The organism is Protaetiibacter sp. SSC-01, assembly GCF_014483895.1.
Classification (GTDB): domain Bacteria; phylum Actinomycetota; class Actinomycetes; order Actinomycetales; family Microbacteriaceae; genus Homoserinibacter.
The window spans coordinates 125,766-149,105 of the sequence record NZ_CP059987.1 but is presented as its reverse complement, the minus strand read 5'-3'; the positions used below and the strand labels follow the sequence as shown (position 1 = coordinate 149,105).

23 protein-coding genes are annotated in these 23,340 nt (G+C 72.5%); 12 read left to right on the top strand and 11 right to left on the bottom strand.

Annotated elements, in window-relative coordinates:
* Positions 1-63 precede the first annotated feature (63 nt).
* Positions 64-1,950, top strand: a complete 1,887-nt coding sequence (locus H4J02_RS00730; protein ID WP_187675242.1) for an amylo-alpha-1,6-glucosidase — start codon at positions 64-66, stop codon at positions 1,948-1,950.
* A gap of 22 nt (positions 1,951-1,972) precedes the next feature.
* Here H4J02_RS00730 and H4J02_RS00725 read toward each other — a convergent pair whose 3' ends face one another.
* Together H4J02_RS00725 and H4J02_RS00720 are read right to left on the bottom strand one after the other, a co-directional pair.
* Positions 1,973-3,091 carry a glycosyltransferase family 4 protein gene (locus H4J02_RS00725; protein ID WP_187675241.1) on the bottom strand — a complete coding sequence of 373 codons (1,119 nt, stop codon included), beginning with the start codon at positions 3,089-3,091 and terminating at the stop codon, positions 1,973-1,975.
* Positions 3,092-3,231: 140 nt separating this feature from the next.
* A complete protein-coding gene (locus H4J02_RS00720) occupies positions 3,232-4,332 on the bottom strand; it encodes an FAD-dependent oxidoreductase (RefSeq protein WP_222942196.1) in 1,101 nt (366 codons plus the stop codon).
* Between the two features lie 71 nt (positions 4,333-4,403).
* Between H4J02_RS00720 and H4J02_RS00715 the strand changes: the two genes are divergently transcribed.
* Both H4J02_RS00715 and H4J02_RS00710 read left to right on the top strand, forming a co-directional pair.
* The gene (locus H4J02_RS00715; protein WP_262406156.1) at positions 4,404-4,805 is read left to right on the top strand and encodes a PGPGW domain-containing protein; all 402 of its coding nucleotides are present in this window, start codon (positions 4,404-4,406) and stop codon (positions 4,803-4,805) included.
* A 98-nt stretch (positions 4,806-4,903) separates the two neighbouring features.
* The gene (locus tag H4J02_RS00710) at positions 4,904-5,107 is read left to right on the top strand and encodes a DUF3073 domain-containing protein (RefSeq protein WP_187675239.1); all 204 of its coding nucleotides are present in this window, start codon (positions 4,904-4,906) and stop codon (positions 5,105-5,107) included.
* A 126-nt stretch (positions 5,108-5,233) separates the two neighbouring features.
* Here the strand turns inward: H4J02_RS00710 and purM are convergent, their stop codons facing one another.
* Entirely contained in the window at positions 5,234-6,361 is a 1,128-nt protein-coding gene (purM, locus tag H4J02_RS00705) for a phosphoribosylformylglycinamidine cyclo-ligase (protein ID WP_187675238.1), read from the bottom strand.
* 74 nt (positions 6,362-6,435) lie between these two features.
* Entirely contained in the window at positions 6,436-8,469 is a 2,034-nt protein-coding gene (locus tag H4J02_RS00700) for a cadherin-like beta sandwich domain-containing protein (RefSeq protein ID WP_187675237.1), read from the bottom strand.
* A gap of 173 nt (positions 8,470-8,642) precedes the next feature.
* On the opposite strand from H4J02_RS00700, the gene purF reads away from it, so the two are divergent.
* Positions 8,643-10,100 carry an amidophosphoribosyltransferase gene (purF, locus tag H4J02_RS00695; RefSeq protein ID WP_187675236.1) on the top strand — a complete coding sequence of 486 codons (1,458 nt, stop codon included), beginning with the start codon at positions 8,643-8,645 and terminating at the stop codon, positions 10,098-10,100.
* A gap of 75 nt (positions 10,101-10,175) precedes the next feature.
* Here purF and H4J02_RS00690 read toward each other — a convergent pair whose 3' ends face one another.
* Complete coding sequence (locus H4J02_RS00690) at positions 10,176-10,580, bottom strand: hypothetical protein (RefSeq protein ID WP_187675235.1); 405 nt, start codon at positions 10,578-10,580, stop codon at positions 10,176-10,178.
* A 227-nt stretch (positions 10,581-10,807) separates the two neighbouring features.
* Entirely contained in the window at positions 10,808-11,173 is a 366-nt protein-coding gene (locus H4J02_RS00685; RefSeq protein WP_187675234.1) for a sterol carrier family protein, read from the bottom strand.
* A 201-nt stretch (positions 11,174-11,374) separates the two neighbouring features.
* Between H4J02_RS00685 and purD the strand changes: the two genes are divergently transcribed.
* The 6 genes from purD to purQ all read left to right on the top strand — a co-directional run bounded on the left by purD (position 11,375) and on the right by purQ (position 16,623).
* Positions 11,375-12,661 carry a phosphoribosylamine--glycine ligase gene (gene purD / locus H4J02_RS00680; protein WP_187675233.1) on the top strand — a complete coding sequence of 429 codons (1,287 nt, stop codon included), beginning with the start codon at positions 11,375-11,377 and terminating at the stop codon, positions 12,659-12,661.
* Positions 12,658-13,551: a phosphoribosylaminoimidazolesuccinocarboxamide synthase gene (locus H4J02_RS00675; protein ID WP_187675232.1), complete on the top strand. Its 894-nt coding sequence runs from the start codon at positions 12,658-12,660 to the stop codon at positions 13,549-13,551. The genes purD and H4J02_RS00675 overlap by 4 nt, the downstream gene beginning before the upstream one ends.
* 387 nt (positions 13,552-13,938) lie before the next feature.
* Positions 13,939-14,823 carry a VOC family protein gene (locus tag H4J02_RS00670; protein ID WP_222942195.1) on the top strand — a complete coding sequence of 295 codons (885 nt, stop codon included), beginning with the start codon at positions 13,939-13,941 and terminating at the stop codon, positions 14,821-14,823.
* Between the two features lie 35 nt (positions 14,824-14,858).
* On the top strand, positions 14,859-15,635 hold the full coding sequence (locus H4J02_RS00665; protein WP_187675231.1) for an SGNH/GDSL hydrolase family protein: 777 nt from the start codon (positions 14,859-14,861) through the stop codon (positions 15,633-15,635).
* 38 nt (positions 15,636-15,673) lie between these two features.
* Positions 15,674-15,919, top strand: coding sequence for a phosphoribosylformylglycinamidine synthase subunit PurS (locus tag H4J02_RS00660; RefSeq protein ID WP_187675230.1), 246 nt, complete (start codon positions 15,674-15,676; stop codon positions 15,917-15,919).
* A complete protein-coding gene (gene purQ, locus H4J02_RS00655; RefSeq protein WP_187675229.1) occupies positions 15,919-16,623 on the top strand; it encodes a phosphoribosylformylglycinamidine synthase subunit PurQ in 705 nt (234 codons plus the stop codon). Before H4J02_RS00660 ends, purQ begins: the two co-directional genes overlap by 1 nt.
* Before the next feature lie 34 nt (positions 16,624-16,657).
* On the opposite strand, the gene H4J02_RS00650 is transcribed toward purQ, so the two are convergent.
* From H4J02_RS00650 to H4J02_RS00635, 4 genes are all read right to left on the bottom strand, one after another.
* A complete protein-coding gene (locus tag H4J02_RS00650) occupies positions 16,658-17,062 on the bottom strand; it encodes a DUF1801 domain-containing protein (protein WP_187675228.1) in 405 nt (134 codons plus the stop codon).
* Positions 17,063-17,163: 101 nt separating this feature from the next.
* Positions 17,164-18,162: a type I glyceraldehyde-3-phosphate dehydrogenase gene (gene gap, locus H4J02_RS00645; protein WP_187675227.1), complete on the bottom strand. Its 999-nt coding sequence runs from the start codon at positions 18,160-18,162 to the stop codon at positions 17,164-17,166.
* A gap of 117 nt (positions 18,163-18,279) precedes the next feature.
* On the bottom strand, positions 18,280-19,224 hold the full coding sequence (locus H4J02_RS00640) for a GlxA family transcriptional regulator (protein ID WP_187675226.1): 945 nt from the start codon (positions 19,222-19,224) through the stop codon (positions 18,280-18,282).
* A 105-nt stretch (positions 19,225-19,329) separates the two neighbouring features.
* Positions 19,330-19,731, bottom strand: coding sequence for a hypothetical protein (locus H4J02_RS00635; protein WP_187675225.1), 402 nt, complete (start codon positions 19,729-19,731; stop codon positions 19,330-19,332).
* A gap of 52 nt (positions 19,732-19,783) precedes the next feature.
* Between H4J02_RS00635 and H4J02_RS00630 the strand changes: the two genes are divergently transcribed.
* Positions 19,784-20,326, top strand: coding sequence for a PadR family transcriptional regulator (locus H4J02_RS00630; protein ID WP_187675224.1), 543 nt, complete (start codon positions 19,784-19,786; stop codon positions 20,324-20,326).
* Here H4J02_RS00630 and H4J02_RS00625 read toward each other — a convergent pair.
* Positions 20,323-20,883 carry an alpha/beta hydrolase gene (locus H4J02_RS00625; RefSeq protein WP_187675223.1) on the bottom strand — a complete coding sequence of 187 codons (561 nt, stop codon included), beginning with the start codon at positions 20,881-20,883 and terminating at the stop codon, positions 20,323-20,325. The genes H4J02_RS00630 and H4J02_RS00625 overlap by 4 nt on opposite strands.
* A gap of 82 nt (positions 20,884-20,965) precedes the next feature.
* On the opposite strand from H4J02_RS00625, the gene purL reads away from it, so the two are divergent.
* Positions 20,966-23,317 (top strand): phosphoribosylformylglycinamidine synthase subunit PurL, encoded by a 2,352-nt coding sequence (purL, locus tag H4J02_RS00620; protein WP_187675222.1) that lies wholly within the window; start codon positions 20,966-20,968, stop codon positions 23,315-23,317.
* The last annotated feature ends 23 nt before the right edge of the window (positions 23,318-23,340 follow it).

Genomic DNA, 23,340 nt, shown 5'->3' with positions numbered 1-23,340 from the left:
TTCCCCCGCCCTCACGAGCCCGAGGCATCCGAGCCGTTCGACGAGCGCAGGAGACGACGCCCGATGAGCCCGCACCCCGCGACCGGAGTGCCCTTCCAGCCCTTCCTCCACGACGCCGTCGTGGCGTTGCGCGCTCCCGCCCAGGCGTGGTCGCGGCCCGACGGCTCGATGGGCGGCGCGCCGATCGACGGCATCGCGGTGTCGGATGTGCGGGTCGTGCGGGGGCTGCGGCTCACGGTGGCCGGCATCCCCGGCGAGCACGTCGGCACGCTCGTCGACTCCGCCTCGAAGGTGCGCTTCACGACCGCGCACCGCACGCTCGACGCGGCGGGAGCCGACCCCGATGTGCGCGGCACGCTCACGCGCGTCGTGCGTGCCGACGGGGTGCGGCACGAGTTCGCGCTCGCGACGCGCCTCGACCGCGACCTCGACGTCGACGTCGTGCTCGAGCTCGACGCCGACCTCACCGACCTCCAGGTAGTGAAGGCGGGGACCGCGGTGCCGCTCGCGGTGCTCGTCGACGTGACCGAGACCGGCGCGCGCTGGGGCGACGAGCACGTGCAGGTGGAGGTGACGGCGCCCGGCGCGATCGTCACGCGCACCGACGAGGGCATCCGCCTCATCTGGCGCGTCGTCGTCCCCGCGCGCGGCACCGCGAGTGTCGCGTGCGAGCTGCGGGCGAGCGACCGCGCGGCCGTCGTGGGGGCGGCATCCGCGGATGCCCCGTGGGAGACGCCCGAGCTGACGGGCGTCGACGACCGCCTCGCGCGCTGGGTGCGCCGCGCGCTCGACGACCTCGACGCGCTGCGACTCACGGCGGGCGACCGCCACGAGTTCCTCGCCGCGGGGGCGCCGTGGTTCTTCACGCTCTTCGGGCGCGACGCGATCTGGGCGGCGCGCTTCCTGCTGCCGCTCGGCACGCGGCTGCCGCTCGACACCCTGCGCGTGCTCGCCAACCGGCAGGGCGGCCGCGACGACCTCCCGAGCGCCGAGCAGCCCGGCAAGATCCTGCACGAGCTGCGGCGCGGCAGCTACACGATCCCGGGCGAGGGCGTCGCGCTGCCGCCGACCTACTACGGCACGGTCGACGCGACGGCGCTGTGGATCCGGCTGCTCGTCGACGTGCGACGGGCGGGGGCGACGCTCGAGGAGGTCGCGCCGTTCCGGTCCGCGCTCGAGGCGGCGCTCGGCTGGATGCGCGACTCGGGCGACCCCGACCGCGACGGCCTGCTCGAGTACTTCGACACCACGGGCCACGGTCTCTCGAACCAGGGCTGGAAGGACAGCTCCGACTCCGTGCAGTGGCGCGACGGACGCCTCGCCGAGGGCGCGCTCGCGCTGTGCGAGGTGCAGGCCTACGCCTACGCGGCCGCCGTGGGCGGGGCCGAGCTGCTCGACGAGCTCGGGGGCGACGGCGAGCCGTGGCGTGCGTGGGCGGCCGGGCTCGCGGAGCGGTTCCGCGCATCCTTCTGGGTCGAGGACGAGCACGGCCCCTACCCCGCCGTCGCGCTCGACGGCGCCAAGCGACCCGTCGACTCGCTCACGAGCAACATCGGCCACCTGCTCGGCACGGGCCTGCTCGACGAGCGCGAGCGGATGCTCGTGGCCGAGCGGCTCGTCTCGCCCGAGCTCTCGAGCGGGTTCGGCCTGCGCACGATGGCGACGAGCGCGGCGGGCTACTGGCCGCTCGGGTATCACGGCGGCTCGGTGTGGACGCACGACACCGCGATCGCGATCGCGGGCCTCGCGGCCGACGGCCTCCGCGACCACGCCGCCGAGCTCGCAGAGGGCCTGCTGCGCGCGGCGGCCGCGTTCGAGTTCCGGATGCCGGAGCTGTACTCGGGCGACGCAGCATCCGAGGTTCCGGCTCCGCTGCCCTACCCGGCCGCGTGCCGGCCGCAGGCGTGGAGCGCGGCGGCGGCGATCGCCGTGCTCCACGCCCTGCGCTAGGGCGTCGCGCGGGCCGCGGGCGTCAGGCCGCGAGCTCCGTCTCGCTGCGGGCGACGGCCGAGCCGCCCTCCACGAGCGAGCGGTAGACACGCTCGTAGCCCTCCGCCATGACCGGCAGGTCGAAGCAGCGCTCGGCGCGCTCGCGGCACGCGGCGGGGTCGAGCTCGAGGGCGCGCCCGATGGCATCCGGCAGCTCGTCGGCCTCGTCGACGATCCACCCGGTCACGCCGTGCGCGACCACCTCGGGCACGCTGCCCCGACGGGTCGCGACCACGGGCGTGCCGCTCGCCATCGCCTCGGCCATGACCATGCCGAACGGCTCCTCCCACTGGATCGGGAAGACGAGCGCCGCGGCGCGTGCGAACAGCTCGCGCTTGAGCGCGGCATCCGCCTCTCCGAGGTACTCGGCGTCGGCCCCGAGGCGCGGACGCACCGCCTCGTCGAAGTACTCGTGCTCGGCGCGCTCGTTGAGCTTGCCCGCGAGCACGATGCGGCGGCCGGCCGCGCGGGCCGCGTCGATCGCGAGGTGAGCCCCCTTGTCGGGGCTGAAGCGGCCGATCCAGAGCAGCTCGTCGTCCTTGCGGTCGTTGAAGGTGAACGACGCGACGTCGATCGCGTTGTGCACGGTGCCCGCCCAGTTGAGATCGGGCGCGAGCCGCTGCTGCGCCTGCGAGATCGCGACGAGCTCGACGGCGGAGCCGAGGCGGCGGAAGTAGTCGCCGTTGTCGCCGGTGACGGGCCCGTGCATGGTCGCGACCGTCGGGATGCTGCGCGAGCGCGCGAGCAGCGGCCCGGCCAGCGAGTTGTCGTGCACGATGTCGAGCTCGTGCTCCTCGAGCAGGCGCGATGCCTCCGCGGCGAGCACGACCTCGGGCACGGGGCTGAGCCCGAGCAGGTGCGACGGCGGTTCGTCGTAGACCGCGAGGTGACGCTGCGCGCGCGTGCGGGCGGGTCCGCTCGCGACGAGGGTCACGTGGTGGCCCCGTGCGACGAGCTGGTCGACGAGGGCGGCGACGACCGCCTCCGTTCCGCCGTAGCCACGGGGCGGGAGCTCGAACCACGGCGGGGCGATCATGCCGATGCGCAGCGGTTCGGATGTGGTGGCCCGGGCGGCGGGGGCGGCGGGGGCCGTGATGGTCATGAGGTACTCCTCCCTTCCGAGGGGAGGACGCATGTCCGCCCCTCTACGCCGAGATGGACGTCATGTCTGTCAATTCGTATAGCAAACGCGCGTTTCGACGCGCAAGAAGCCCGATGCGGCAGGGCCTGCCCGGGCGTCGCTCAGTAGCCGAGCGAGCTGAGCGCCGACACGACCTGCCGCGCGATCGTGCGGCCCGCGCGGTTGGCTCCGATCGTGGATGCCGTCGGACCGTACCCCGCGAAGAACACGTTCGCGTTGCGGTAGGCGGCGCCCCCGGCGACCGTCACACCGCCCGCCTGCTCGCGCAGCTTGAGGGGCGCGAGGTGCCGCAGCTCGGGGCGGAAGCCCGTCGCCCAGATGATCGCGTCGGCCCGCTGGGAGCTTCCGTCGGCCCAGCGCACACCATCCGCCTCCAACCGCTCGAACATGGGCCTCGGGTTCAGCAGACCGCGCTCGATCGCCGACTGGATGCGGCGCGTACGCGGCACGCCCGTCGTCGAGACGATCGACGGGAGGGCGCGTCCCTCGCGCGCCGCCGCATCCTGGAGCGTCACGGCACGCGTGCCGCCCTCGATGTTGAGCTCCTGCTCCTCGAGGAACTCGATGGGCCGGCGCGTGGCCCACGTGAGCGAACCCGCGACGCCCTCGAGCTCCATGAGGAACCCGATCGCGCTCGTGCCGCCGCCCACGACCACGACGTCCTGACCGCGGAAGTCCTCGGCGTCGCGGTAGTCGACCGTGTGCACGTGACGACCGCGGAACCCGTTCATGCCCGGATACCACGGCACGAACGGCGCCCCCCACGTGCCCGTCGCGTTGACGACCACCTGGGTCGAGAAGGTCTGGTCGCCGTACTCGTCGTCGAACGTCACCTCGAAGCCGTCGAACGTCGCCCTGACGCGCGTGACGTCGGCAGGCCGCACGATCTTGAAGTCGTAGTGCTGCTCGTAGCGGCGGTAGTAGTCGGCGATCACCTCGCGCGCCGGCAGGGCGCGGTCGGCCGTGTCGAAGCTCAGCCCGAGCTCGTCCATGCCGGGCAGGTCGTTGACGCGGTGCGTCGAGCCGAGCCGCAGCGCCTCCCAGCGGAACTGCCACGCGCCACCCGGCCCCGGGCCGCGGTCGAGCACGACGAAGTCGTTGCCCGCGTCGAGGCCGAGCTTGCGCAGGTAGTAGGCCACCGAGAGGCCCGCCTGGCCGGCGCCCACGATCACGACGGAGGTGTCGGTCGGGCGCTCGGTCACCCGCCTCACGTTACCCGGCATCGCGCGTGAAAGGGCAGGCGATCTTCAGCCTCCCGCCCTACCCTTTCGGCATGTCCATGACGCCCGAACCCGACGACCTCGAGGGCGCCCCCGCATCCCCGGCCGCCGCCGCGGGACGGATGGTCGGCTCGGCCCTCGCGAGCGGCAAGCGCGCCGCGGGCAAGGCCGCGAGGGGTGCGCGGGAGGGCATCCGCCGCAACCCGCGGGCCGACAAGGCCTACCGCACGGCCGTCGGCGTGACGGGCGGGGCGACCGTCGCCCTCGGGGTCGTGCTCATGCCGCTGCCCGGCCCCGGCGCGCTCGTGGCGCTCGGCGGACTCGCGATGCTCGGCACCGAGTTCGAGGGCGCCAAGAGGGTCAACGCGAAGGCGACGGCCGCCGCGAAGGCCGCCGCGGCGAAGGTCGCGGAGGCCCGGAAGAAGAAGGCCGCGCGGCGCGCAGCCGACGGCTGATGCATCCGGCGCCCAGCCCGGGCGGAACGGGGCGCGCGTGGTAGACTCCCCGGAGTTTTTCCGTCATTCATCTCAGCTCTGAAACGAGGGGGTCACGCATGGGGCGCGGCCGTCAGAAGGCAAAGCACACCAAGGTCGCTCGGGAGCTGAAGTACTTCAGCCCGGACACCAACTACGACTCGCTCCAGCGCGAGCTCGCCGGCAACCCCCGTCTCGAGGAGGACCTCGAGAAGTGGCCCGAGTACGCCTACGGCGACGACGAGGACGACGACCTCGACGAGGACGACATCAAGACCGCCTGATCGGCTGATCTCTGGCGCTCAAGCGCCCGCCTCCCCGCGCGCCTGCGGCCCGCATCCGCGAAAGTACGCACTTTTCCGTGCGCGCGGGGCTATCCCGCCGAAAAGTACGTACTCTCGCGGACGAGGTCAGGGCGCGAACTCGGAGACGAGGCGCACGGCGCCGCCGTCGACACCCTTCGCACCCTGCTCGAAACCCGAGAGGTCGTGGGCTGCCGTCGACACGCGCCCGGCGACCCACGCCGGCAGGCCCGCGTTCTCGAGCGCGCGCACGACCGAGCTCGCGGCATCCGCCGACACGACCGCGAAGAAGCCGACGCCGAGATTCCACGTCGACTCGGTCTCGCCGAGCGACAGGCCGCCCCACGAGGCGAGCGTGCGGAACACCGGATGCGGGCTCCACGTCGAGCGGTCGAGCTCGACCCACGCGCCCTTCGGCAGCACGCGCGCAAGGTTCGCGGCGATGCCGCCGCCCGTCACGTGGCTGAGGGCGTGGATGGCCCCCGGCAGCTCGTCGATGACGCGCAGCAGCGGCGCCGTGTAGAGGCGCGTCGGCTCGAGCAGCACCTCGCCCACGACCCCGCCGAGCTCGTCGGAGGTGTCGGTGTACGCGAGGCCGCGCTGGTCGAGGATGTGGCGCACGAGCGAGAATCCGTTCGAGTGCAGCCCCGAGCTCTCGATCGCGACCACGACGTCGCCGTGCTGCGCGCGCTCCGGGCCGAGCACGGCATCCGCCTCGACGACGCCGACGGCGGCGCCCGCGATGTCGTAGTCGTCGGCGGCCATGAGGCCCGGGTGCTCGGCCGTCTCGCCGCCCACGAGGGCCGTGCCCGTCGCCTCGCACGCGCGCGCGACGCCCGCCACGAGCGTCGCGATGCGCTCGGGGTGCACCTTGCCCGTGGCGATGTAGTCGGTCATGAAGAGCGGCTTCGCGCCCACGACGACGATGTCGTCGACGACCATCGCCACGAGGTCCTGGCCGATCGTGTCGTGCTTGTCGACCGCGAGCGCGAGCGCGATCTTCGTGCCGACGCCGTCAGTGCTCGTCGCGAGCAGCGGACGGCGGTAGCCGGTGAGAGCGGATGCGTCGAAGAGCCCCGCGAATCCGCCCACCCCGCCGAGCACCTCGGGGCCGTGGGTGCGTGCGACCGAGGCCTTCATGAGCTCGACGGCGCGGTCACCCGCCGCCGTGTCGACGCCGGCGGCCGCGTAGCTCGCGTCGCCGTGTGCGGAACCGGATGCGGGGGCGCTCGTCACCCGCCCAGCGTACCCGGGTGCCGACGGCGGGGATCTCCGCCGCCGGCATCCTCGGGGTCAGACGCGCGCGCGGGTCAGATGCGCGCGCGGCGACGAGTCGAGGCGCGCACGAGCAGCGCGCCGCCGAGCAGCAGGAGCAGGGCCGCGAGCATCGCGTCACCGGTTCCCTCCGCGCCCGTGGCTGCGAGGGCCGCCTCGGTGTAGGCGACGGGACCCGTGAGCGAGACGGCGCCGATCGTGCCGTTCCGCAGCACCGTGAACCACGCCGTCACCTGCACGGCCGAGCCGTCCTCGGACGTGCCCTCGAACACGAGGCGGTGGGCACCGGGCTCGATCGACGCGGGCAGCCGCGACGAGATCGTGACCGTGCGGTCACCCGCCACGAGGGCGGTCGCGAGCACGATGGGCGTCGAGTGCATCGTCACCGTCGCGGTGCTGCCCGGGAGCAGGTTCTGCGCGGTGACGTCGAAGCGCGCGTTCGCCGCCGGGTCGCCGCCCTCGAACTCGAGGTCGAAGTCGACGACGGCCGCCGCGGCGGCCTCACGCGTGACGACGATCGTGTAGTCGCGCGTCTCGCCGTACAGGGCGGTCACGCGCACGACGACGGTCGTCGTGCCGACGGGCAGCGAGACGTTCGCCGTCGGGCCGGTCTCGCCCGCGATGGTGACACCCCACGCCGACTCCACGGCCGCAGCCGCGACGTCGACCGACGTCGTCAGGTACGGCACGGTGACCGCGTAGGAGGTGACCGAGGCGTCGAACTCGGGGGTGAGGTCGAAGCCGTCGACCGCGAGCTCCTCGAGGTCGAGATCCGGCGCCTCGCGCGTCACGGTGATCGTGCGGGAGGTCTCGGTGACGCCGTCCTCGGCCGTTGCGGAGACCACGATGGTGTTCGAGCCCACGGCGAGCGGCACTGGAGCGGATGCCGCGCCCGACGCCACGTCGACGCCGTTCACGCGCAGGATGGCCGTGGCATCCGAGACGACACCCGTGACGGTCACCGAGGTCGTGAGGTACGGCACGGTCGCCGTGTAGGCCGTCTCGGCGTTGTCGAAGTCGGGCGACAGCGTGCCCTCGGAGATGCTGAGTGCCGTGAGGTCTGCGTCGTCCGACGGGGGCTCGCGCGTGATGTGCACGTAGTAGCTCTTCTCGGCCCCGTTCGCCGCGACGACGCGGACGGAGTACCCGCTTCCGCCGTTGTAGTTGACCGAGACCGTGGCCGGCTCGCCGTCGGCGAGCGCCGCCCCGTTGAGCTCCATCGTCGTGGCCGGGTCGGAGGGCGACGCGGTGAGCTGCAGCGAGCGGACGGCGAACGGCACGCTCGCGGTGTAGTCGGTGATCGCAGGGTCGAACTCGGGGGTGAGCTCGCCGACCGACAGCTCGAACGCATCCAGGTCGACATCCGCCGTCGGGGCGGTGTCGCGCGTGACCGAGATGTCGTAGGTGCGCGTCGTGGTGCCGTCGCCGGCCGTCACGATGACCTGCACCAGGTTGCCGCCGACCTGCATGAAGGTCATGCCGCCGATCATGGGGCGGGCGGGGTTGTAGTAGGTCACCGTGTCGGTCGAGGTCGCCGAGAACGTGACGAGCGACTCCTCGTACGCCACAGCGACCTGGTAGCTCGTCACGGCGGGGTCGAAGTCAGGCGACAGCGTGCCCACCGAGACCGTGAGCGAGGTGAGGCGCGGGTCGTAGGCAGGCGGGGGCGGCGCGAGGCGGGTGACGTTCACCGTGTACTGCGTCGACGCCGACGAGGCGTCGACGACCCAGATGAAGAAGCTGTTCGCCCCGAGCCGCAGGGTCGCGTTCACGGGTGTGCCGCTCGCGGGGGCGACGGTGGCGCTGCCGTTCCACACGCTCAGCGTGGATCCCGCGTCGGCGACCGTGGGGGTGAAGGAGAGGGAGGTGACGCCGAACGGCACCTCCATCGTGTACTCCGTCACGCCGGGAGCGAAGCCCGGATCGAGCGCGCCCGTCGAGACGGTCAGGCCGCTCAGCGTAGGGCCCGGGGCCGCGTGGGCCGCGGTGACGGCGCCGAGCGAGAGGACGGAGGCGAGCAGGAGGGCGAGAACCGACTTCAGCGTCGGCCGGCGTCGTGTATGCGGCATCCGCCCATACAAGCAGCGGTGGTGTACCCCGATCCGGCAGAAGAGCCCTATCGCCCCCGAACGGGGTGAGACAACCTCGACGCCGCTCCCGGGCGGCATCCGGAATCGGTGTGGGAGGATGAGGCGTACCTCAATCCGGTGCGCGCCCCCGACCCACAGGAGCAGCCCGCAGCATGTGCGGCATCGTCGGCATCGTCTCATCGAGCCCCGTCAACCAGCAGGTCTACGACAGCCTGTCCCTCCTCCAGCATCGCGGCCAGGACTCGACGGGCATCGCGACCGCCGAGGGCTCGATCATCCACATGTTCAAGGCCAAGGGGCAGGTGCGCGAGGCGTACCGCACGCGCGACATGCGCACCCTGCTCGGCAACATGGGACTCGGCCACGTGCGCTACGCGACGCGCGGCGACGCATCGAAGGAGCAGGAGGCGCAGCCGTTCTACGTCAACGCGCCCTACGGCATCGTGCTCGTGCACAACGGCAACCTCACGAACACGCGCGAGCTCACCGAGGCGCTCTTCCACACCGACCGCCGGCACCTCAACACGAGCTCCGACACCGAGCTTCTCGTCAACGTGCTCGCGAACGAGCTGCAGGCGCAGATCCGCGGCGCCGAGCTCGACCCCGACCAGGTGTTCGACGCGATCGAGACTCTGCACGAGCGCGTCGAGGGCTCCTACGCCGCGATCGCCCTCATCGCGGGACACGGCCTGCTCGCCTTCCGGGACCCCTACGGCATCCGCCCCCTCATCCTGGGCCGCCGCAGCGCCGGGCTCGTGGGCGAAGAGTGGGTGGTCGCATCCGAGTCGCTCGTGCTCGAGCACGGCGGCTACGAGGTCGTGCGGGATGTCGCCCCCGGCGAGGCCGTGTTCATCACGCGCTCGGGCGAGCTGTACGCGCGCCAGTGCGCGAAGGACCCGCGGCTCATCCCGTGCTCGTTCGAGTACGTCTACCTCGCGCGCCCCGACTCGATCATGAACGGCATCTCGGTCTACGACGCGCGTCTGCGCCTCGGCGACCGCCTCGCCGACACGATCGCGAAGTACACGCCGTCGGGCGCGATCGACGTCGTCATGCCGATCCCCGACTCGTCGCGCCCCGCCGCGATGCAGGTGGCCCGCAAGCTCGGAATCGAGTACCGCGAGGGGTTCTACAAGAACCGCTACGTCGGCCGCACGTTCATCATGCCGGGCCAGGAGCAGCGCACGAAGAGCGTCAAGCAGAAGCTCAACGCCATGTCGAGCGAGTTCAAGGGCAAGAACGTGCTCATCGTCGACGACTCGATCGTGCGCGGCACGACCTCGAAGGAGATCGTCGATATGGCGCGCCAGGCGGGCGCCAACTCGGTCACCTTCACCTCGGCCGCCCCGCCCGTGCGCTACCCGCACGTCTACGGCATCAACATGCCCTCGCGGGCCGAGCTCATCGCATCCGGGCGCAAGATCCCCGAGATCGCGACGGCCCTCGGCGCCGACTACCTCATCTACCAGGAGGTCGAGGACATGAAGTCGGCCATCCTCGAGGGCTCGTCGATCACCGACCTCGAGATGAGCTGCTTCACGGGCGAGTACATCACCGGCTCGGTGACACCCGAGTACCTCGAGTGGGTCGAGCGCAACCAGCTCAGCTGACGGGGGCGGATGCGGCTGGTGCGGTGGGTGCTGCCGGTGCGTCTGGGGCGTCTGGGCGTCTGGGGCGTCTGAGCGTCAGTCGACGCGCTGGTGCTCGACGTCGACCTCGCGCGAGCGGCGCAGGCTGACGCGGTCGAGCACGAGGCCCAGGACGCCGCCGACGAGCAGTCCGAGCGGGATGCCGTAGACGAGGAAGTAGGCGTACGTCGCGGCGAACCCGACGTTCGGGTCGGCGGGGAACAGGCTCGTGAGGATGAGCGTCACGAGCGCGCCGAGCGCGGCCCCCACGACGAGGAACACGCCGATCTTGGGGGCGCGGCGCACCTTCGCGCGCTCGACGTCGACGGGGGCGGGGGCGGGGGCGGGCGCGGGCTCTGCCGAGGCGGGCGCGGATGCGGGTGCGGGTGCGGCGGGCGCGGACGCGGGTGCGGCGGGCGCACTCTCGCTCGTCTCGTCGGCGGTGTTCTCGGGCTCGCTCACCCCTCCATTGTCGCGCACGGGCCTGGGCGCCCGCCGCACCCGCTGCCCGCCGCACGCGCGGATCACCCATCACCGCTGGTTGAGTAGCGAGCGGCCGCGAAGCGACCGCACGCGTATCGAAACCCGACCGGCGTCAGACGTTCGTGGGGTTTCGATACGCCCGCTTCGCGGGCTACTCAACCAGCGGTAAAGCGCGGCGCCACCGCCCGGCGGGAGAGCGCGTCCGCTCAGGCGCCCCAGCGGATGGGGAGCACCTCGGAGAGGTCGGCGCGCGTACCCGAGGCGGAGACGCGCGCGTCCGCGACCGCGGCATCCCATGTCAGCGCGCCCGTGGCGAGCTCGAGCCAGGTGACGGCATCCGTCTCGACGACGTTCGGCGGGGTGCCGCGCGTGTGCCGCGGACCCTCGATCGCCTGGGTCGCACCGAACGGCGGCACGCGCACCTCGACCGAGTTGCCCTCGTGGTCGCTCGCGAGCTGCTCGAGCAGGAACCTCACCGCCGTCGCCGTCGTCTGCCGGTCGTCCGCGCCGCCCTGCCACGCGCGCACGGCCGCGCGCCCCGCATCCCCGCCGATCCGCCGCTTCACCGCCACGGGACGACGCTACCCCGCGCCGTCCCGCACGCGGCGTGCCATCGGCGGGAGCAACGACACGAGCGGCGGGAGCACCCGCACGACCGGGCGGCGAACGCAGCGCCGGGTGGGGGTAGTTCCTCCCGCCACCTGCGCACTTCGCCGCCCGCTGCGTCCGACGCCGCGCGGGGCCACCCGACGCGGGCCGGGTAGCCTGTCCGGGTGAAGATCCTCGTCCTCGGATCCGGTGCCCGCGAGCACGCCATCGTCGAAGCCCTCCTCGCGGAGGACGCGGGGCACGAGATCACCGCCGCTCCCGGCAACGCCGGCATCGCCGCGCGCGTCGAGACGGTCGCGCTCGACGCGACCAACGGCCGCATCGTCACGCAGTACGCGCTCGACAACGACATCGAGCTCGTCGTCGTCGGCCCCGAGGCCCCGCTCGTCGCGGGGGTGGCGGATGCGCTGCGCGCGAAGGGCGTGCCGGTGTTCGGCCCCGGCAAGGCGGCCGCCGCGCTCGAGGGCTCGAAGGCGTTCGCGAAGCGCATCATGGAGAAGGCGAACGTGCCGACCGGCCGGGCCGTGCGCGCCACGACGGGCGAGGAGCTCGCATCCGCTCTCGACGAGCTGGGTGCCCCGCACGTCGTCAAGGCCGACGGGCTCGCCGCCGGCAAGGGCGTGCTCGTGACGACCGACCGCGACGCGGCGCTCGCCCACGGCGAGTACTACCTGCAGCACGGCCCCGTGCTCGTCGAGGAGTTCCTCTCGGGCCAGGAGGTGTCGCTCTTCTTCCTCGCCGACGGCCACGACGTCGTGCCGCTCAGCCCCGCCCAGGACTACAAGCGCGCCTACGACGGCGACGAGGGCCCGAACACGGGTGGCATGGGCGCCTACTCGCCGCTGCCGTGGCTCGCCGACCGCTGGGGGGCCGAGGCCGCGTTCGTCGACGAGGTGCTCGACACGATCGCCCTGCCGACGGTGCGCGCCCTCGAGGAGGAAGGCACGCCGTTCATCGGCCTCCTCTACTGCGGCCTCATCATCACCGACGAAGGGGGCCCGGGCGGCGGCGCCGTGCGCGTCATCGAGTTCAACGCCCGCTTCGGCGACCCCGAGACGCAGGTCGTGCTGCCGCGCCTCACGACCCCGCTCTCGCAACTGCTGCTCGCGGCCGCGACCGGCGGGCTCGGTCGGCTGCCGTATCCGACCTTCTCCGACGAGGACGCCGTCGTCGTCGTGCTCGCGAGCGAGGGCTACCCCGAGGACCCCATCACGGGCCGCGAGATCGAGGGGCTCGCGGATGCCGCCCAGGTGCCCGGCGTCACGATCCTGCACGCGGGCACCGCGGTCTCCGACGACCGCTTCGTCGCGACGGGCGGGCGCGTGCTCGGCGTCGTCGGCCGCGGCGACGGGTTCCGCGCGGCGCGCGACGCCGCCTACGAGGCGCTCGGCCGCATCCGTCTCGAGGGCGGCCACTACCGCCGCGACATCGCCGAGCGGGTCGTGCGATGAGCGCCGGCGACCCGCGGCTCGAGGCGCTGCGCTGGCGCCACGAGTACTCGGGCAAGGTGCGCGACCTCTACCTCTCCGACACCGAGCCGGGGCGCGCGCTCGTCGTCGCATCCGATCGCGTGAGCGCGTTCGACCACGTGCTCGAGCCCGGCATCCCCGGCAAGGGGGCGCTGCTCACGCAACTGAGCCTGTGGTGGTTCGGGCGGCTCGGCGTGCCGAACCACCTCGTCGAGCCGACCCGCGGCGGGCTCGCCGCCCTGCAGACCCCGCTGCCCCCGGATGTCGCCGAGCGCGCCATGCTCGTGAAGCGGCTCGACATGTTCCCCATCGAGGCGGTCGTTCGCGGCTACCTCGTCGGCTCGGGCTGGGCCGAGTACCAGCAGACTCAGGCGGTGTGCGGCATCCCGCTGCCCGCCGGGCTGTCGAACGGCGACCGCCTGCCCGAGCCCATCTACACCCCCGCCTACAAGGCGCCGCTCGGCGAGCACGACGAGAACATCTCGTACGAGCGCACCGTCGAGCTCGTGGGAGAGGCGGATGCGGCGGCGATCCGCGAGCTGAGCCTGCGGGTGTTCGCGGATGCGTCGGCGATCGCCGAGGCGCGCGGCGTGATCCTCGCCGACACCAAGTTCGAGTTCGGACGCGACCCGGAGACGGGCGAGATCACGCTCGCGGACGAGGTGCTCACCTCGGACTCGTCGCGCTACTGGGATGCCGAGCTCTACGCGGCCGGCGGCGAGCACCGGCTCGACAGCTTCGACAAGCAGATCGTGCGCGACTGGCTCGCGGCCAACTGGGACAAGACGGGCACCCCGCCCGAGCTGCCCGCCGAGATCGTGGAGCGCACGGCGGCGCGGTACCGCGAGCTCATCGAGCGGTTGACGGCGTAGCGTCGCCCTCACGCCGTTGGTTGAGTAGCGAAACTCGCGCCTCTCCGTGGGTTGAGTAGCGAAACTCGCGCCTCTCCGTGGGTTGAGTAGCGAAACTCGCGCCTCTCCGTTGGTTGAGTAGCGTCGTGCCGCGCGTCCGCGCGGCACGACGCGTATCGAAACCCTCGCACCCGCGTATCAACAGCGGGCCACGGGATGCGATCCCTCCGCACGTCATACGTCCCTCGGGTTTCGATACGCCGTGCGTCGCGCCCTGCGGGCGCGGCGCGCGGCACTCAACCAGCGGTACAGCGGCGGCCCGCGTCACGAGCGGTGACGCCCAGCGGGGGTGCGCGCCCCCGCAACACTGTCGGAATAGTTGTCGCATCAAGTATTGTTGTACGTGCCATGACCGACACGCCCCGCCTCGCTCACGACACCGCCATGGGCGCGGTGACCCTCAACGTCGCCGACCTCGATGCGATGACGCGCTACTACCGCGACGCCGTCGGGCTCGATGAGCTCGACGCATCCGGTCCCCGCACCGTGCTCGGCCGCCGCACGCCCGAGGGCGACCGCCCGGTCGTGATCCTCGTGCACACCCCCGAGCTGCGGCACGCCGGGCCGCGCGAGGCGGGCCTGTTCCACACGGCGATCCTCTTCGACACGAAGGCCGCGCTCGCCGCGGCCGTCTACTCGGTCGCGCAGAAGCATCCGGGCACCTTCACGGGCTCGTCCGACCACTTCGTGTCGAACGCGTTCTACTTCGACGACCCCGAGGGCAACGGCGTCGAGCTCTACTGGGACCGTGACCGCACGCAGTGGAGCTGGGTGCACGGCACGATCGAGATGGGCACCGTCTACCTCGACCCGAACCGCTTCCTGCAGGAGAACCTCACCGAGGAGGGCCTCGCGGGCCCGCTCCCCGGCGACGCGCGTGTCGGCCACGTGCATCTCTCGGTCGGCGACACCGCGAGCGCCCGCGCCTTCTACGTCGACCGCCTCGGCTTCGACGAGACCATCAGCATCCCCGACCAGGCCGTGTTCGTGTCGGCGGGCGGCTACCACCACCACATGGCCATGAACGTGTGGAACTCGCGCGGCGCCGGCCGCCGCCAGCAGACGCTCGGCCTCGGCCGCGTCGACATCGAGGTGCCGGATGCCGACGCGCTCGGAGAGCTCGGCGAGCGTCTCGCGCACTTCGGCATCGAGACCCGCGACGACGGCCGCACGGTCGAGCTCGAGGACCCGTGGGCCAACCGCATCCTCGTGACGACGCCCGGCCGCGGCTGAGCGAAGCTGCGGGATCCCTCACCTACACTCGCACCGTGACCGACCCCGTGGAACCCCGCGCGCTGCGCGCCAGCCGCGCGTTCCTCGTGCTGCACGGGGCCCGCATCCTGGCCCAGCGTCGCACACTGCTCGCGAACGTCGAGAAGCTGCCGGATGCCGCCCGCCCCTGGGAGGGCAAGCTCGAGGGCCCCGACCCGCTGCGCCTCGCCGTCATCGGCGACTCGACCGCCGCGGGCGTCGGCGCCGCGACGCAGGACGAGGCGCTGCCGGGCGCGCTCGCGCGCGAGCTGCACGCCCGCACGGGCCGTGGCGTCATCTGGCGCGCGGTCGGCGAGAACGGCGTGCACACGGGCCAGTTCCTCGACCGGTACCTCACCGACGCGCTCGCGCGTCCCGCCGACCTCGTGTTCGTGAGCCTCGGCGCGAACGACGCCCTCCACGCGCGATCCGCCGGCGCGTTCGCGCGCGACCTGCGCCGCCTGCTCGAGACGCTCAGCGACCGGCTGCCGGAGGCGCGCATCCTCGTGTCGAACCTGCCGATCTTCGCGCGCTTCGAGCTGCTGCCCGACCCCCTGCGCACGACCCTCTACCGACACTCGCGCAACCTCGAGCGGGCCGCCCGCCGGGTCGTCGCGCGCGACGAGCGCTGGATGATGACCGACCAGCTGCCGCCCGCCTACGGACCGGACTTCTTCGCATCCGACCGCTTCCACCCCTCGGCGTCGGGCTACTCCGACTGGGCCCGCTGGTCGATCGAGGACGCGTGGCCGCGCGGGCTCGCCGACCTCGAGCATGCGCGCGTCGTAGACTGAGGGCGTTCCCCCGCCCCTCGAACATCCGGGAGTCGTCCGTGCCCACCATCGTCGTCGAGGTCATGCCGAAGCCCGAGCTCCTCGACCCCGCCGGCAAGGCCACCTCGGGCGCGATCGCCAAGCAGGGCTCGACCACGTTCAGCTCCGTGCGCATCGGCAAGCGGTTCGAGCTGACGGTCGACGGCGAGGTCACGGATGCCGTGCTCGCCGAGGCGCAGCGCCTCGCGGAGGAGTTCCTCTCGAACCAGGTCATCGAGGACGTCGTGAAGGTCGAGGTCGCCTGATGTCGGTGCGCATCGGCGTCGTCACCTTCCCGGGTTCGCTCGACGATCGCGACGCGCAGCGCGCCGTGCGGCTCGCCGGTGCCGAGCCGGTCGCGCTGTGGCACGCCGACCACGAACTGCAGGGCGTCGACGCCATCGTGCTGCCGGGCGGCTTCAGCTACGGCGACTACCTGCGCTGCGGCGCGATCGCCGCGCACGCGCCCATCATGTCCGAGGTGATCGACGCCGCGAACGCCGGCATGCCCGTGCTCGGCATCTGCAACGGCTTCCAGATCCTCGTCGAGGCGCAGCTGCTGCCCGGCGGCCTCATCCGCAACGACCACGGCGACTTCGTGTGCCGCGACCAGCGCCTGCGCGTCGAGAACGCGTCGACGGCGTGGACGAGCGCGTTCGAGGTCGGCGACGAGATCACCATCCCGCTCAAGAACGGCGAGGGCGGCTACATCGCGACCGAGGAGACGCTCGACCGCCTCGAGGGCGAGGGCCTCGTGGCGTTCCGCTACCTCGACGCGAACCCGAACGGCTCGCTGCGCGACATCGCCGGCCTCACGAACGAGCGCGGCAACGTCGTGGGCCTCATGCCGCACCCCGAGCACGCGACCGAGCCCGGCTTCGGCCCCGACATGCCGGATGCGATGCGCTCGGGTGTCGACGGCCTCAAGTTCTTCCAGTCGGCGATCGACGCGGTGCTCGCGCGCGTCTGAGGTTCAGCCCACCGAGACTCAGCCCGCCTGAACCTCAGCGCTTCGCGCGCTCCCACGCCTGCCGCACGAGCGTCTCGAGCACGACCGTGTCGACCGCGTCGAGTCGCTTGAGGTAGAGGCAGCCCTTGCCCGTCGTGTGGGTGCCGAGCTGCTCGAAGAGCGGATCGACGGGGCCGTAGTCGTCGTAGACGCCGTAGATCGTGAGGGCGGCCTTGCGGGGCGAGAAGCCGACGACGAACCACTCGCCCGAGCTCGCCTTGCCCTGGTAGGCGTAGCTGCCGAAACCGACCATGCTCGGCCCCCACATGACGGGCTTCTCGCCGGTCACACGCTCCATGAGCTCGCGCACGGCGTGCCCCTCGGAGCGGCGCCGCGCATCCGGAACCGCGTCGAGGAACGCGGTGACGTCGGCGTCCGTGGGCTGGGTCTTGATCGCCATGCCCCGAGGCTACGCCCGCGAGCCACCGTCCGCGAGAGTACGTACTTTGCGGCGCTGAGGGGCCATTTCGGGGGAAAAGTACGTACTCTCGCGGACCTGGGTCAGGGGGCGAGGAGGGTGAGGGTGTCGACGACGCGGTTCGAGAAGCCCCACTCGTTGTCGTACCAGGATGCGACCTTCACGTGGCGGCCGAGCACCTTCGTGAGGCCCGCGTCGAAGATCGACGAGGCCGGGTCGCCCACGATGTCGGTCGAGACGAGCGGGTCATCGGTGTAGGTGAGCACGCCCGCGAGTCGGCCCTCGGCGGCCTCGCGATAGGCCGCGTGCAGCTCGTCGACGGTCACCTCGCGCTCGACCGTGACGTTGAGCTCGACGAGCGAGCCCACCGCGACGGGCACGCGGATGGCGTAGCCGTCGAGGCGGCCGTCGAGCTCGGGCAGCACACGACCGATCGCGGTCGCGGCGTTCGTCGTCGTCGGCGCGATGTTGACGGCGGCGGCGCGGGCGCGGCGGAGGTCGCGGTGCGGGCCGTCCTGCAGGTTCTGCTCCTGCGTGTAGGCGTGCACGGTCGTCATGAAGCCCGCCTCGATGCCGGCCACGCGGTGCAGCACCTGCGCGAGCGGGGCGAGCGCGTTCGTCGTGCACGACGCGTTCGACACGATGCGGTGCCGCTCGGGGTCGTACTCGTCGTGGTTCACGCCGTAGGCGATCGTCACGTCGGCGCCCGCGGATGCCGCGCTCACGAGCACGCGACCGGCGCCCGCCTCGAGGTGCGCGGCAGCGGCATCCGCCGAGGTGAAGCGCCCGGTCGATTCGAGCACGACGTCGACGCCGAGCTCGGCCCACGGCAGCGCGGCGGGCTCGCGCTCGGCGAGCACGGCGATGCGGTGGCCGTCGACGACGAGGTGGTCGTCGCCCGCCTCGACGGGGCGGCCGAGGCGGCCGAGCGTCGAGTCGTAGCGCAGCAGCTGTGCGAGCGTCTCGGACGAGGTGAGGTCGTTGACGGCGACGACCTCGAGATCGGTGTCGCGCTCGAGGAGAGCGCGCAGCACGTTGCGGCCGATGCGGCCGAAGCCGTTGATGGCGACGCGCGTGGTCATGGTGTTTCCTTCCGTGGAGCGGTTGCTACCCCTCCACGGTCGCGTCGCGCTCACCGCCGCGACAGGGGCGCGACGGCCACGATGCGCGAGCTTCGCGCCAGCGGCGCCGCGTCCGCCTCAGGACGCGCGGGCGAAGATGTGCCGGTACTCGCTCGGGCTCGTGCCGAGGATGCGGTGGAAGTGCAACCGCAGGTTCGCGCCCGTGCCGAGGCCCACATCCGCCGCCACGCGGTCGACGGGGAGCTCCGTACGCTCGAGCAGCTCGCGAGCGAGGTCGACGCGCGCCCGCAGGATCCACTGCAGCGGGGTGTAGCCGGTGTCCTCGACGAAGCGGCGGGAGAAGGTGCGCGTCGAGACGGCCGCGTGCCGCGCGAGGTCGGGCACGGTCAGCGGCTCGCCGAGCCGCTCGAGCGCCCACGCGCGGGTCGCCGCGAAGCGGTCGCCGAGCTGCTCCGGCACCGAGCGCGGGATGTACTGCGACTGCCCGCCGCTGCGGTACGGCGCCGCGACGAGCCTGCGGGCGGCGACGTTCGACATCCGCACGCCGTGGTCGGCGCGGATGAGGTGCAGGCACAGGTCGATGCCGGATGCGACCCCCGCCGAGGTGAGCACGTCGCCCTCGTCGATGAAGAGCACGCTGCCGTCGACGTCGATCTGCGGGTGCAGCCGCGCGAGGTCGGGCGCGTGCCGCCAGTGCGTGGTGGCCCGGCGACCGTCGAGGAGGCCGGCGGCGGCGACGGCGAAGACTCCCGTGCAGATCGCGGCGATCCGGGCGCCGCGCGCGCGGGCGGCGCGCAGGGCATCGACGACGCGCGGGTCGACCGGGCGGGTGGGCTCGCGGTAGCCCGGCACGATGACGGTGTCGGCTCGCTCGAGCGCCTCGAGTCCGTGCTCGACGAGGTACGACATCCCCTCGCCCGAGCGCACGGCGCCCGGCTCGACACCGCACATGAGCACGTCGTAGGGCAGCTCGTCGCGCGCCTGGAAGGTCTGCGCGGGGATGCCGACGTCGAGCGGCTGCGCCCCGTCGAGCACGAGCACGACGACCCGATGCCGCCGCATGTCGCCTCCATTCCGACCGCGATCACGGCCGTGTCTCAGGGTGACGGATCCGCGCCTCGCCAGACAGTGGCCGGAACGCCAGTCAGCGCAAGATTACCGCCAACCTCAGCCCGCCGTCAGGGCGAGTGCGAGGGTCGCTGCCAGCAGGAGCACGGATGCGGGCAGCCAGATCGCGCGCTCGATGCGGCTGCGCGTGATCGCGTTGAGCACGACGGAGAGGCCCGCGAGCGCGGCGGCGACCCAGACGGCGGCAGGGAGCCACGCATCCGGGAGCGGCGCCCAGCCGACGAGTCCGACCCGGCGGAGCACGATGAGCGCGAAGCCCGCCCACAGGACGGCGGCGACGCCGCTCGAGACGCGCATCGATGCCGGCAGGTCGTCGCGCTGCCCGCCGTAGGCGGCGCGGCCCCACGGCACGCCCGCCGCGAGCGCGAGCTGGAACGCGACGATGCCCGCGTAGAGCGCGGCGGCGGCGACCGCGGCGATGAGCGGGAGCAGGGACGGCATCCGTGACCTTTCTGTCAGATACATCCATATGTCTAGCAGATATAGTCGGAGCATGGCACGCGCGACCCAGACCGACCTCGCGGTGCTCGCGGCCCTGAGCGTCGGTCCCATGAGCGGCTACGCCCTGCGCGAGGCGATCCTCGAGCACCTCGGCGCGTTCTGGAGCGAGAGCTTCGGCCAGATCTACCCCGCGCTCGCGCGCCTGCGCGAGGAGGGTCACGTGGAGGCCGTCGGCGGCACGCGCACGGGCTCGTCGACGTACCGACTCACGGCGTCCGGGCGCGCGCGGCTCGTCGAGCTCATGCGCGAACCGCCCATTCGCACGCCTCCGCGCAACGGGATGCTGCTGCGGCTCTTCTTCGGCGACGCGATCGGCGCGCGCGCGTGCCGGGAGCTCGTCGAGGAGCACCGGGCCCTCGCGGAGCGGCAGCTCGAGGTGCTCGCGGATGCGCGGCGGGCGACCGAGGCGGGGCCAGCGGATGCGCATACGCCCTACCAGCTCATGACCATCTCGGCAGGGGAGTACTCGGCGCGCGCGGCGATCGCGTGGGCGGAGGAGACCCTCGCGGCGCTCGAGCACCTGATCGACAGCTAGAGCAGCCAGTCGACGAGAGGCGGGAGCGCCGTGACGCCCTCCGACTCGCAGAAGTGCTGCGCGCCGGGCACCACGACCTCCTCGGCCGAGAGCCCCGCGGCGACGGGCGGCGCGAGCTCGATCGGCACCTCGGGGTCGAAGTCCGACCGGATGACGAGCCGCCGGTCGATGCGCGCCGCGAGCGCCGGCAGCTCCGGCAGCCCGACCGTGAACGGGTCGAGCTCGGGGTAGATCGGCACGGGGTCGACGAACGGGGCGACGAGCGCGAGGGAGCCGAGGCGCGCATCCGGCTGCTCGTCGAACACGCGGCCGAGGGCGCGCACCGCGGTGATCGTGCCGAGGCTGTGGCCGACGACCGCCGTGGACGCGTCGACGCGCCCGATCGCGGCGACCGCGGCATCCGTCCACGCGCCGGCCTCGGGGTGCTCGGTGTCGGGCAGGGTCGGCACCTCGGTCACGACCCCGAGCGGGGCGAGCTGCTCGCGCAGCCACCCGAACCAGTGCTTGCCGGGGTGCGCGGTGTACCCGTGCAGGACGACGACGCGGCGGAGGCTCATGCGTCCCAGAGTGCCGGATGCGGGGGGCGGCCGCCGCGCATCCGCTGCCACGCGTGCACGACATCCCGCCCGAAGGATGCGCATGCGAGCGCCGGTAGGATGGCCCTGTTCCCGCTCGCCCCGTTCTGAGGAGCAATCCCCCGTGAGCACCCCCTCGACGCACGTCGTCGACACCGTCGAGAACGCCATCGCCACTCCGGAGAAGGAGCAGCCGTACGCGGCGCTCGGACTCAAGACCGACGAGTACCACCGCATCCGCGAGATCCTCGGGCGCCGGCCCACGAGCGGCGAGCTCGCGATGTACTCCGTCATGTGGAGCGAGCACTGCTCCTACAAGAGCTCCAAGGTGCACCTGCGGCAGTTCGGCCAGAAGGTCAGCCCCGAGATGACGAAGAACCTCATGGTCGGCATGGGCGAGAACGCGGGCGTCGTCGACATCGGCGAGGGCTGGGCCGTCACCTTCAAGATCGAGAGCCACAACCACCCGAGCTACGTCGAGCCGTTCCAGGGCGCCGCGACGGGCGTCGGCGGCATCGTGCGCGACATCATCTCGATGGGCGCGCGGCCCGTCGCCGTCATGGACGCCCTCCGCTTCGGCGCGCTCGACCACCCCGACACCGCCCGCGTCGTGCCGGGCGTCGTGAGCGGCATCAGCTTCTACGGCAACTGCCTCGGCCTGCCGAACATCGGCGGCGAGACGTGGTTCGACCCGATCTACCAGGCCAACCCGCTCGTCAACGCGCTCGCCGTGGGCGTGCTGCGCCACGAGGACCTGCACCTCGCCAACGCGCGCGGCGTCGGCAACAAGGTCGTGCTGTTCGGCGCCCGCACGGGCGGCGACGGCATCGGGGGCGCCTCGATCCTCGCGTCGGAGTCGTTCGACGAGGGCTCGGGCCGCAAGCGCCCCGCCGTGCAGGTGGGCGACCCCTTCATGGAGAAGGTGCTCATCGAGTGCTGCCTCGAGCTCTATCGCGAGGGCCTCGTCGAGGGCATCCAGGATCTCGGCGCCGCGGGCATCTCGTGCGCGACCTCCGAGCTCGCCTCCAACGGCGACGGCGGCATGCACATCGTGCTCGACGAGGTGCTGCTGCGCGACCCCTCGCTCACGGCCGAGGAGATCCTCATGTCGGAGAGCCAGGAGCGCATGATGGCGGTCGTCGCGCCCGAGAAGCTCGACGCGTTCCTCGCGGTGATCCGCAAGTGGGATGTCGAGGCGAGCGTGCTCGGCGAGGTCACCGGAACCGGCCGCCTCGTCATCGACTGGAAGGGCGAGACAATCGTCGACGTCGACCCGCGTACGGTCGCGGTCGACGGCCCCGTGTACGAGCGGCCGATCGCCTACCCCACGTGGATCGACCACGTGAACGACGACACCGCATCCGTGCTCGCGCGCCCGACGGACGGCGGCGAGCTCAAGGAGCAGACGCTGCGCCTGCTCGGCTCGGCGAACCTCGCCGATAAGAGCTGGATCACCGCGCAGTACGACAAGTACGTGCTCGGCAATACGGCGCTCAGCTACCCCGACGACGGCGGCATGGTGCGCGTCGACGAGTCCTCGGGGCTCGGCTTCGCCCTCGCGACGGATGCCAACGGCCGCTACTGCTACCTCGACCCGTACCAGGGCGCCCAGCTCGCGCTCGCCGAGGCGTACCGCAACGTCGCCGTCACGGGTGCTGTGCCCGCCGCCGTGTCGGACTGCCTCAACTTCGGAAGCCCGGAGAACCCCGAGGTCATGTGGCAGTTCTCGCGCGCCGTCGAGGGCCTCGCGGATGGCTGCCTCGCCCTTGGCATCCCCGTGACGGGCGGCAACGTGTCGTTCTACAACCAGACGGGCGACGTGCCCATCCACCCGACCCCCGTCGTGGCCGTGCTCGGCACGATCGACGACGTCGGACGCCGCGTGCCGTCGGGCTGGCAGGACGCCGGCGACAACCTCTACCTGCTCGGCACGACCGCTCTGGAGCTCGACGGCTCCGCGTGGGCCGGCGTCGTGCACGGCCACCTCGGCGGACGCCCGCCGGCCGTCGACCTCGACGCCGAGAAGAACCTCGGAGCGCTGCTCGCCGCGGCCGCCCACGAGGGTCTACTCGCCGCCGCGCACGACCTCGCCGACGGCGGTCTCGCGATCGCCCTCGCGGAGGGCGTGCTGCGCTTCGGCGTGGGTGCGCGCGTGTTCCTCGACGAGCTGCTCGAGCGCGACGGCGTCGACCTCGCCACGGCGCTCTTCTCGGAGTCGACCGGCCGCGTGCTCGTCGCCGTGCCGCGCGAGGAGGACGTCAAGTTCACGCGCCTGTGCGAGGGCCGCGGCTACCCCGTGCTGCGCATCGGGGTGACCGACACCGAGCCCGCGCTCGAGGTGCAGGGAGTCTTCACGGCGTCCGTGGACGAGCTCGCGGCGACGTTCCGCGAGCCGCTGCGGGCGCGGTTCGCGTGACGCCGCTCACCGCTGGTTGAGTA

Coding starts and splice junctions, on each gene's coding strand:
- H4J02_RS00730 (WP_187675242.1), top strand. CDS start 64: ATGAGCCCGCACCCCGCGACCGGAGTGCCCTTCCAGCCCTTCCTCCAC.
- H4J02_RS00725 (WP_187675241.1), bottom strand. CDS start 3,091: ATGACCATCACGGCCCCCGCCGCCCCCGCCGCCCGGGCCACCACATCC.
- H4J02_RS00715 (WP_262406156.1), top strand. CDS start 4,404: ATGTCCATGACGCCCGAACCCGACGACCTCGAGGGCGCCCCCGCATCC.
- H4J02_RS00710 (WP_187675239.1), top strand. CDS start 4,904: ATGGGGCGCGGCCGTCAGAAGGCAAAGCACACCAAGGTCGCTCGGGAG.
- H4J02_RS00700 (WP_187675237.1), bottom strand. CDS start 8,469: ATGCCGCATACACGACGCCGGCCGACGCTGAAGTCGGTTCTCGCCCTC.
- purF (WP_187675236.1), top strand. CDS start 8,643: ATGTGCGGCATCGTCGGCATCGTCTCATCGAGCCCCGTCAACCAGCAG.
- H4J02_RS00675 (WP_187675232.1), top strand. CDS start 12,658: ATGAGCGCCGGCGACCCGCGGCTCGAGGCGCTGCGCTGGCGCCACGAG.
- H4J02_RS00670 (WP_222942195.1), top strand. CDS start 13,939: ATGACCGACACGCCCCGCCTCGCTCACGACACCGCCATGGGCGCGGTG.
- purQ (WP_187675229.1), top strand. CDS start 15,919: ATGTCGGTGCGCATCGGCGTCGTCACCTTCCCGGGTTCGCTCGACGAT.
- H4J02_RS00650 (WP_187675228.1), bottom strand. CDS start 17,062: ATGGCGATCAAGACCCAGCCCACGGACGCCGACGTCACCGCGTTCCTC.
- gap (WP_187675227.1), bottom strand. CDS start 18,162: ATGACCACGCGCGTCGCCATCAACGGCTTCGGCCGCATCGGCCGCAAC.
- H4J02_RS00640 (WP_187675226.1), bottom strand. CDS start 19,224: ATGCGGCGGCATCGGGTCGTCGTGCTCGTGCTCGACGGGGCGCAGCCG.
- H4J02_RS00635 (WP_187675225.1), bottom strand. CDS start 19,731: ATGCCGTCCCTGCTCCCGCTCATCGCCGCGGTCGCCGCCGCCGCGCTC.
- H4J02_RS00630 (WP_187675224.1), top strand. CDS start 19,784: ATGGCACGCGCGACCCAGACCGACCTCGCGGTGCTCGCGGCCCTGAGC.
- H4J02_RS00625 (WP_187675223.1), bottom strand. CDS start 20,883: ATGAGCCTCCGCCGCGTCGTCGTCCTGCACGGGTACACCGCGCACCCC.
- purL (WP_187675222.1), top strand. CDS start 20,966: ATGCGAGCGCCGGTAGGATGGCCCTGTTCCCGCTCGCCCCGTTCTGAG.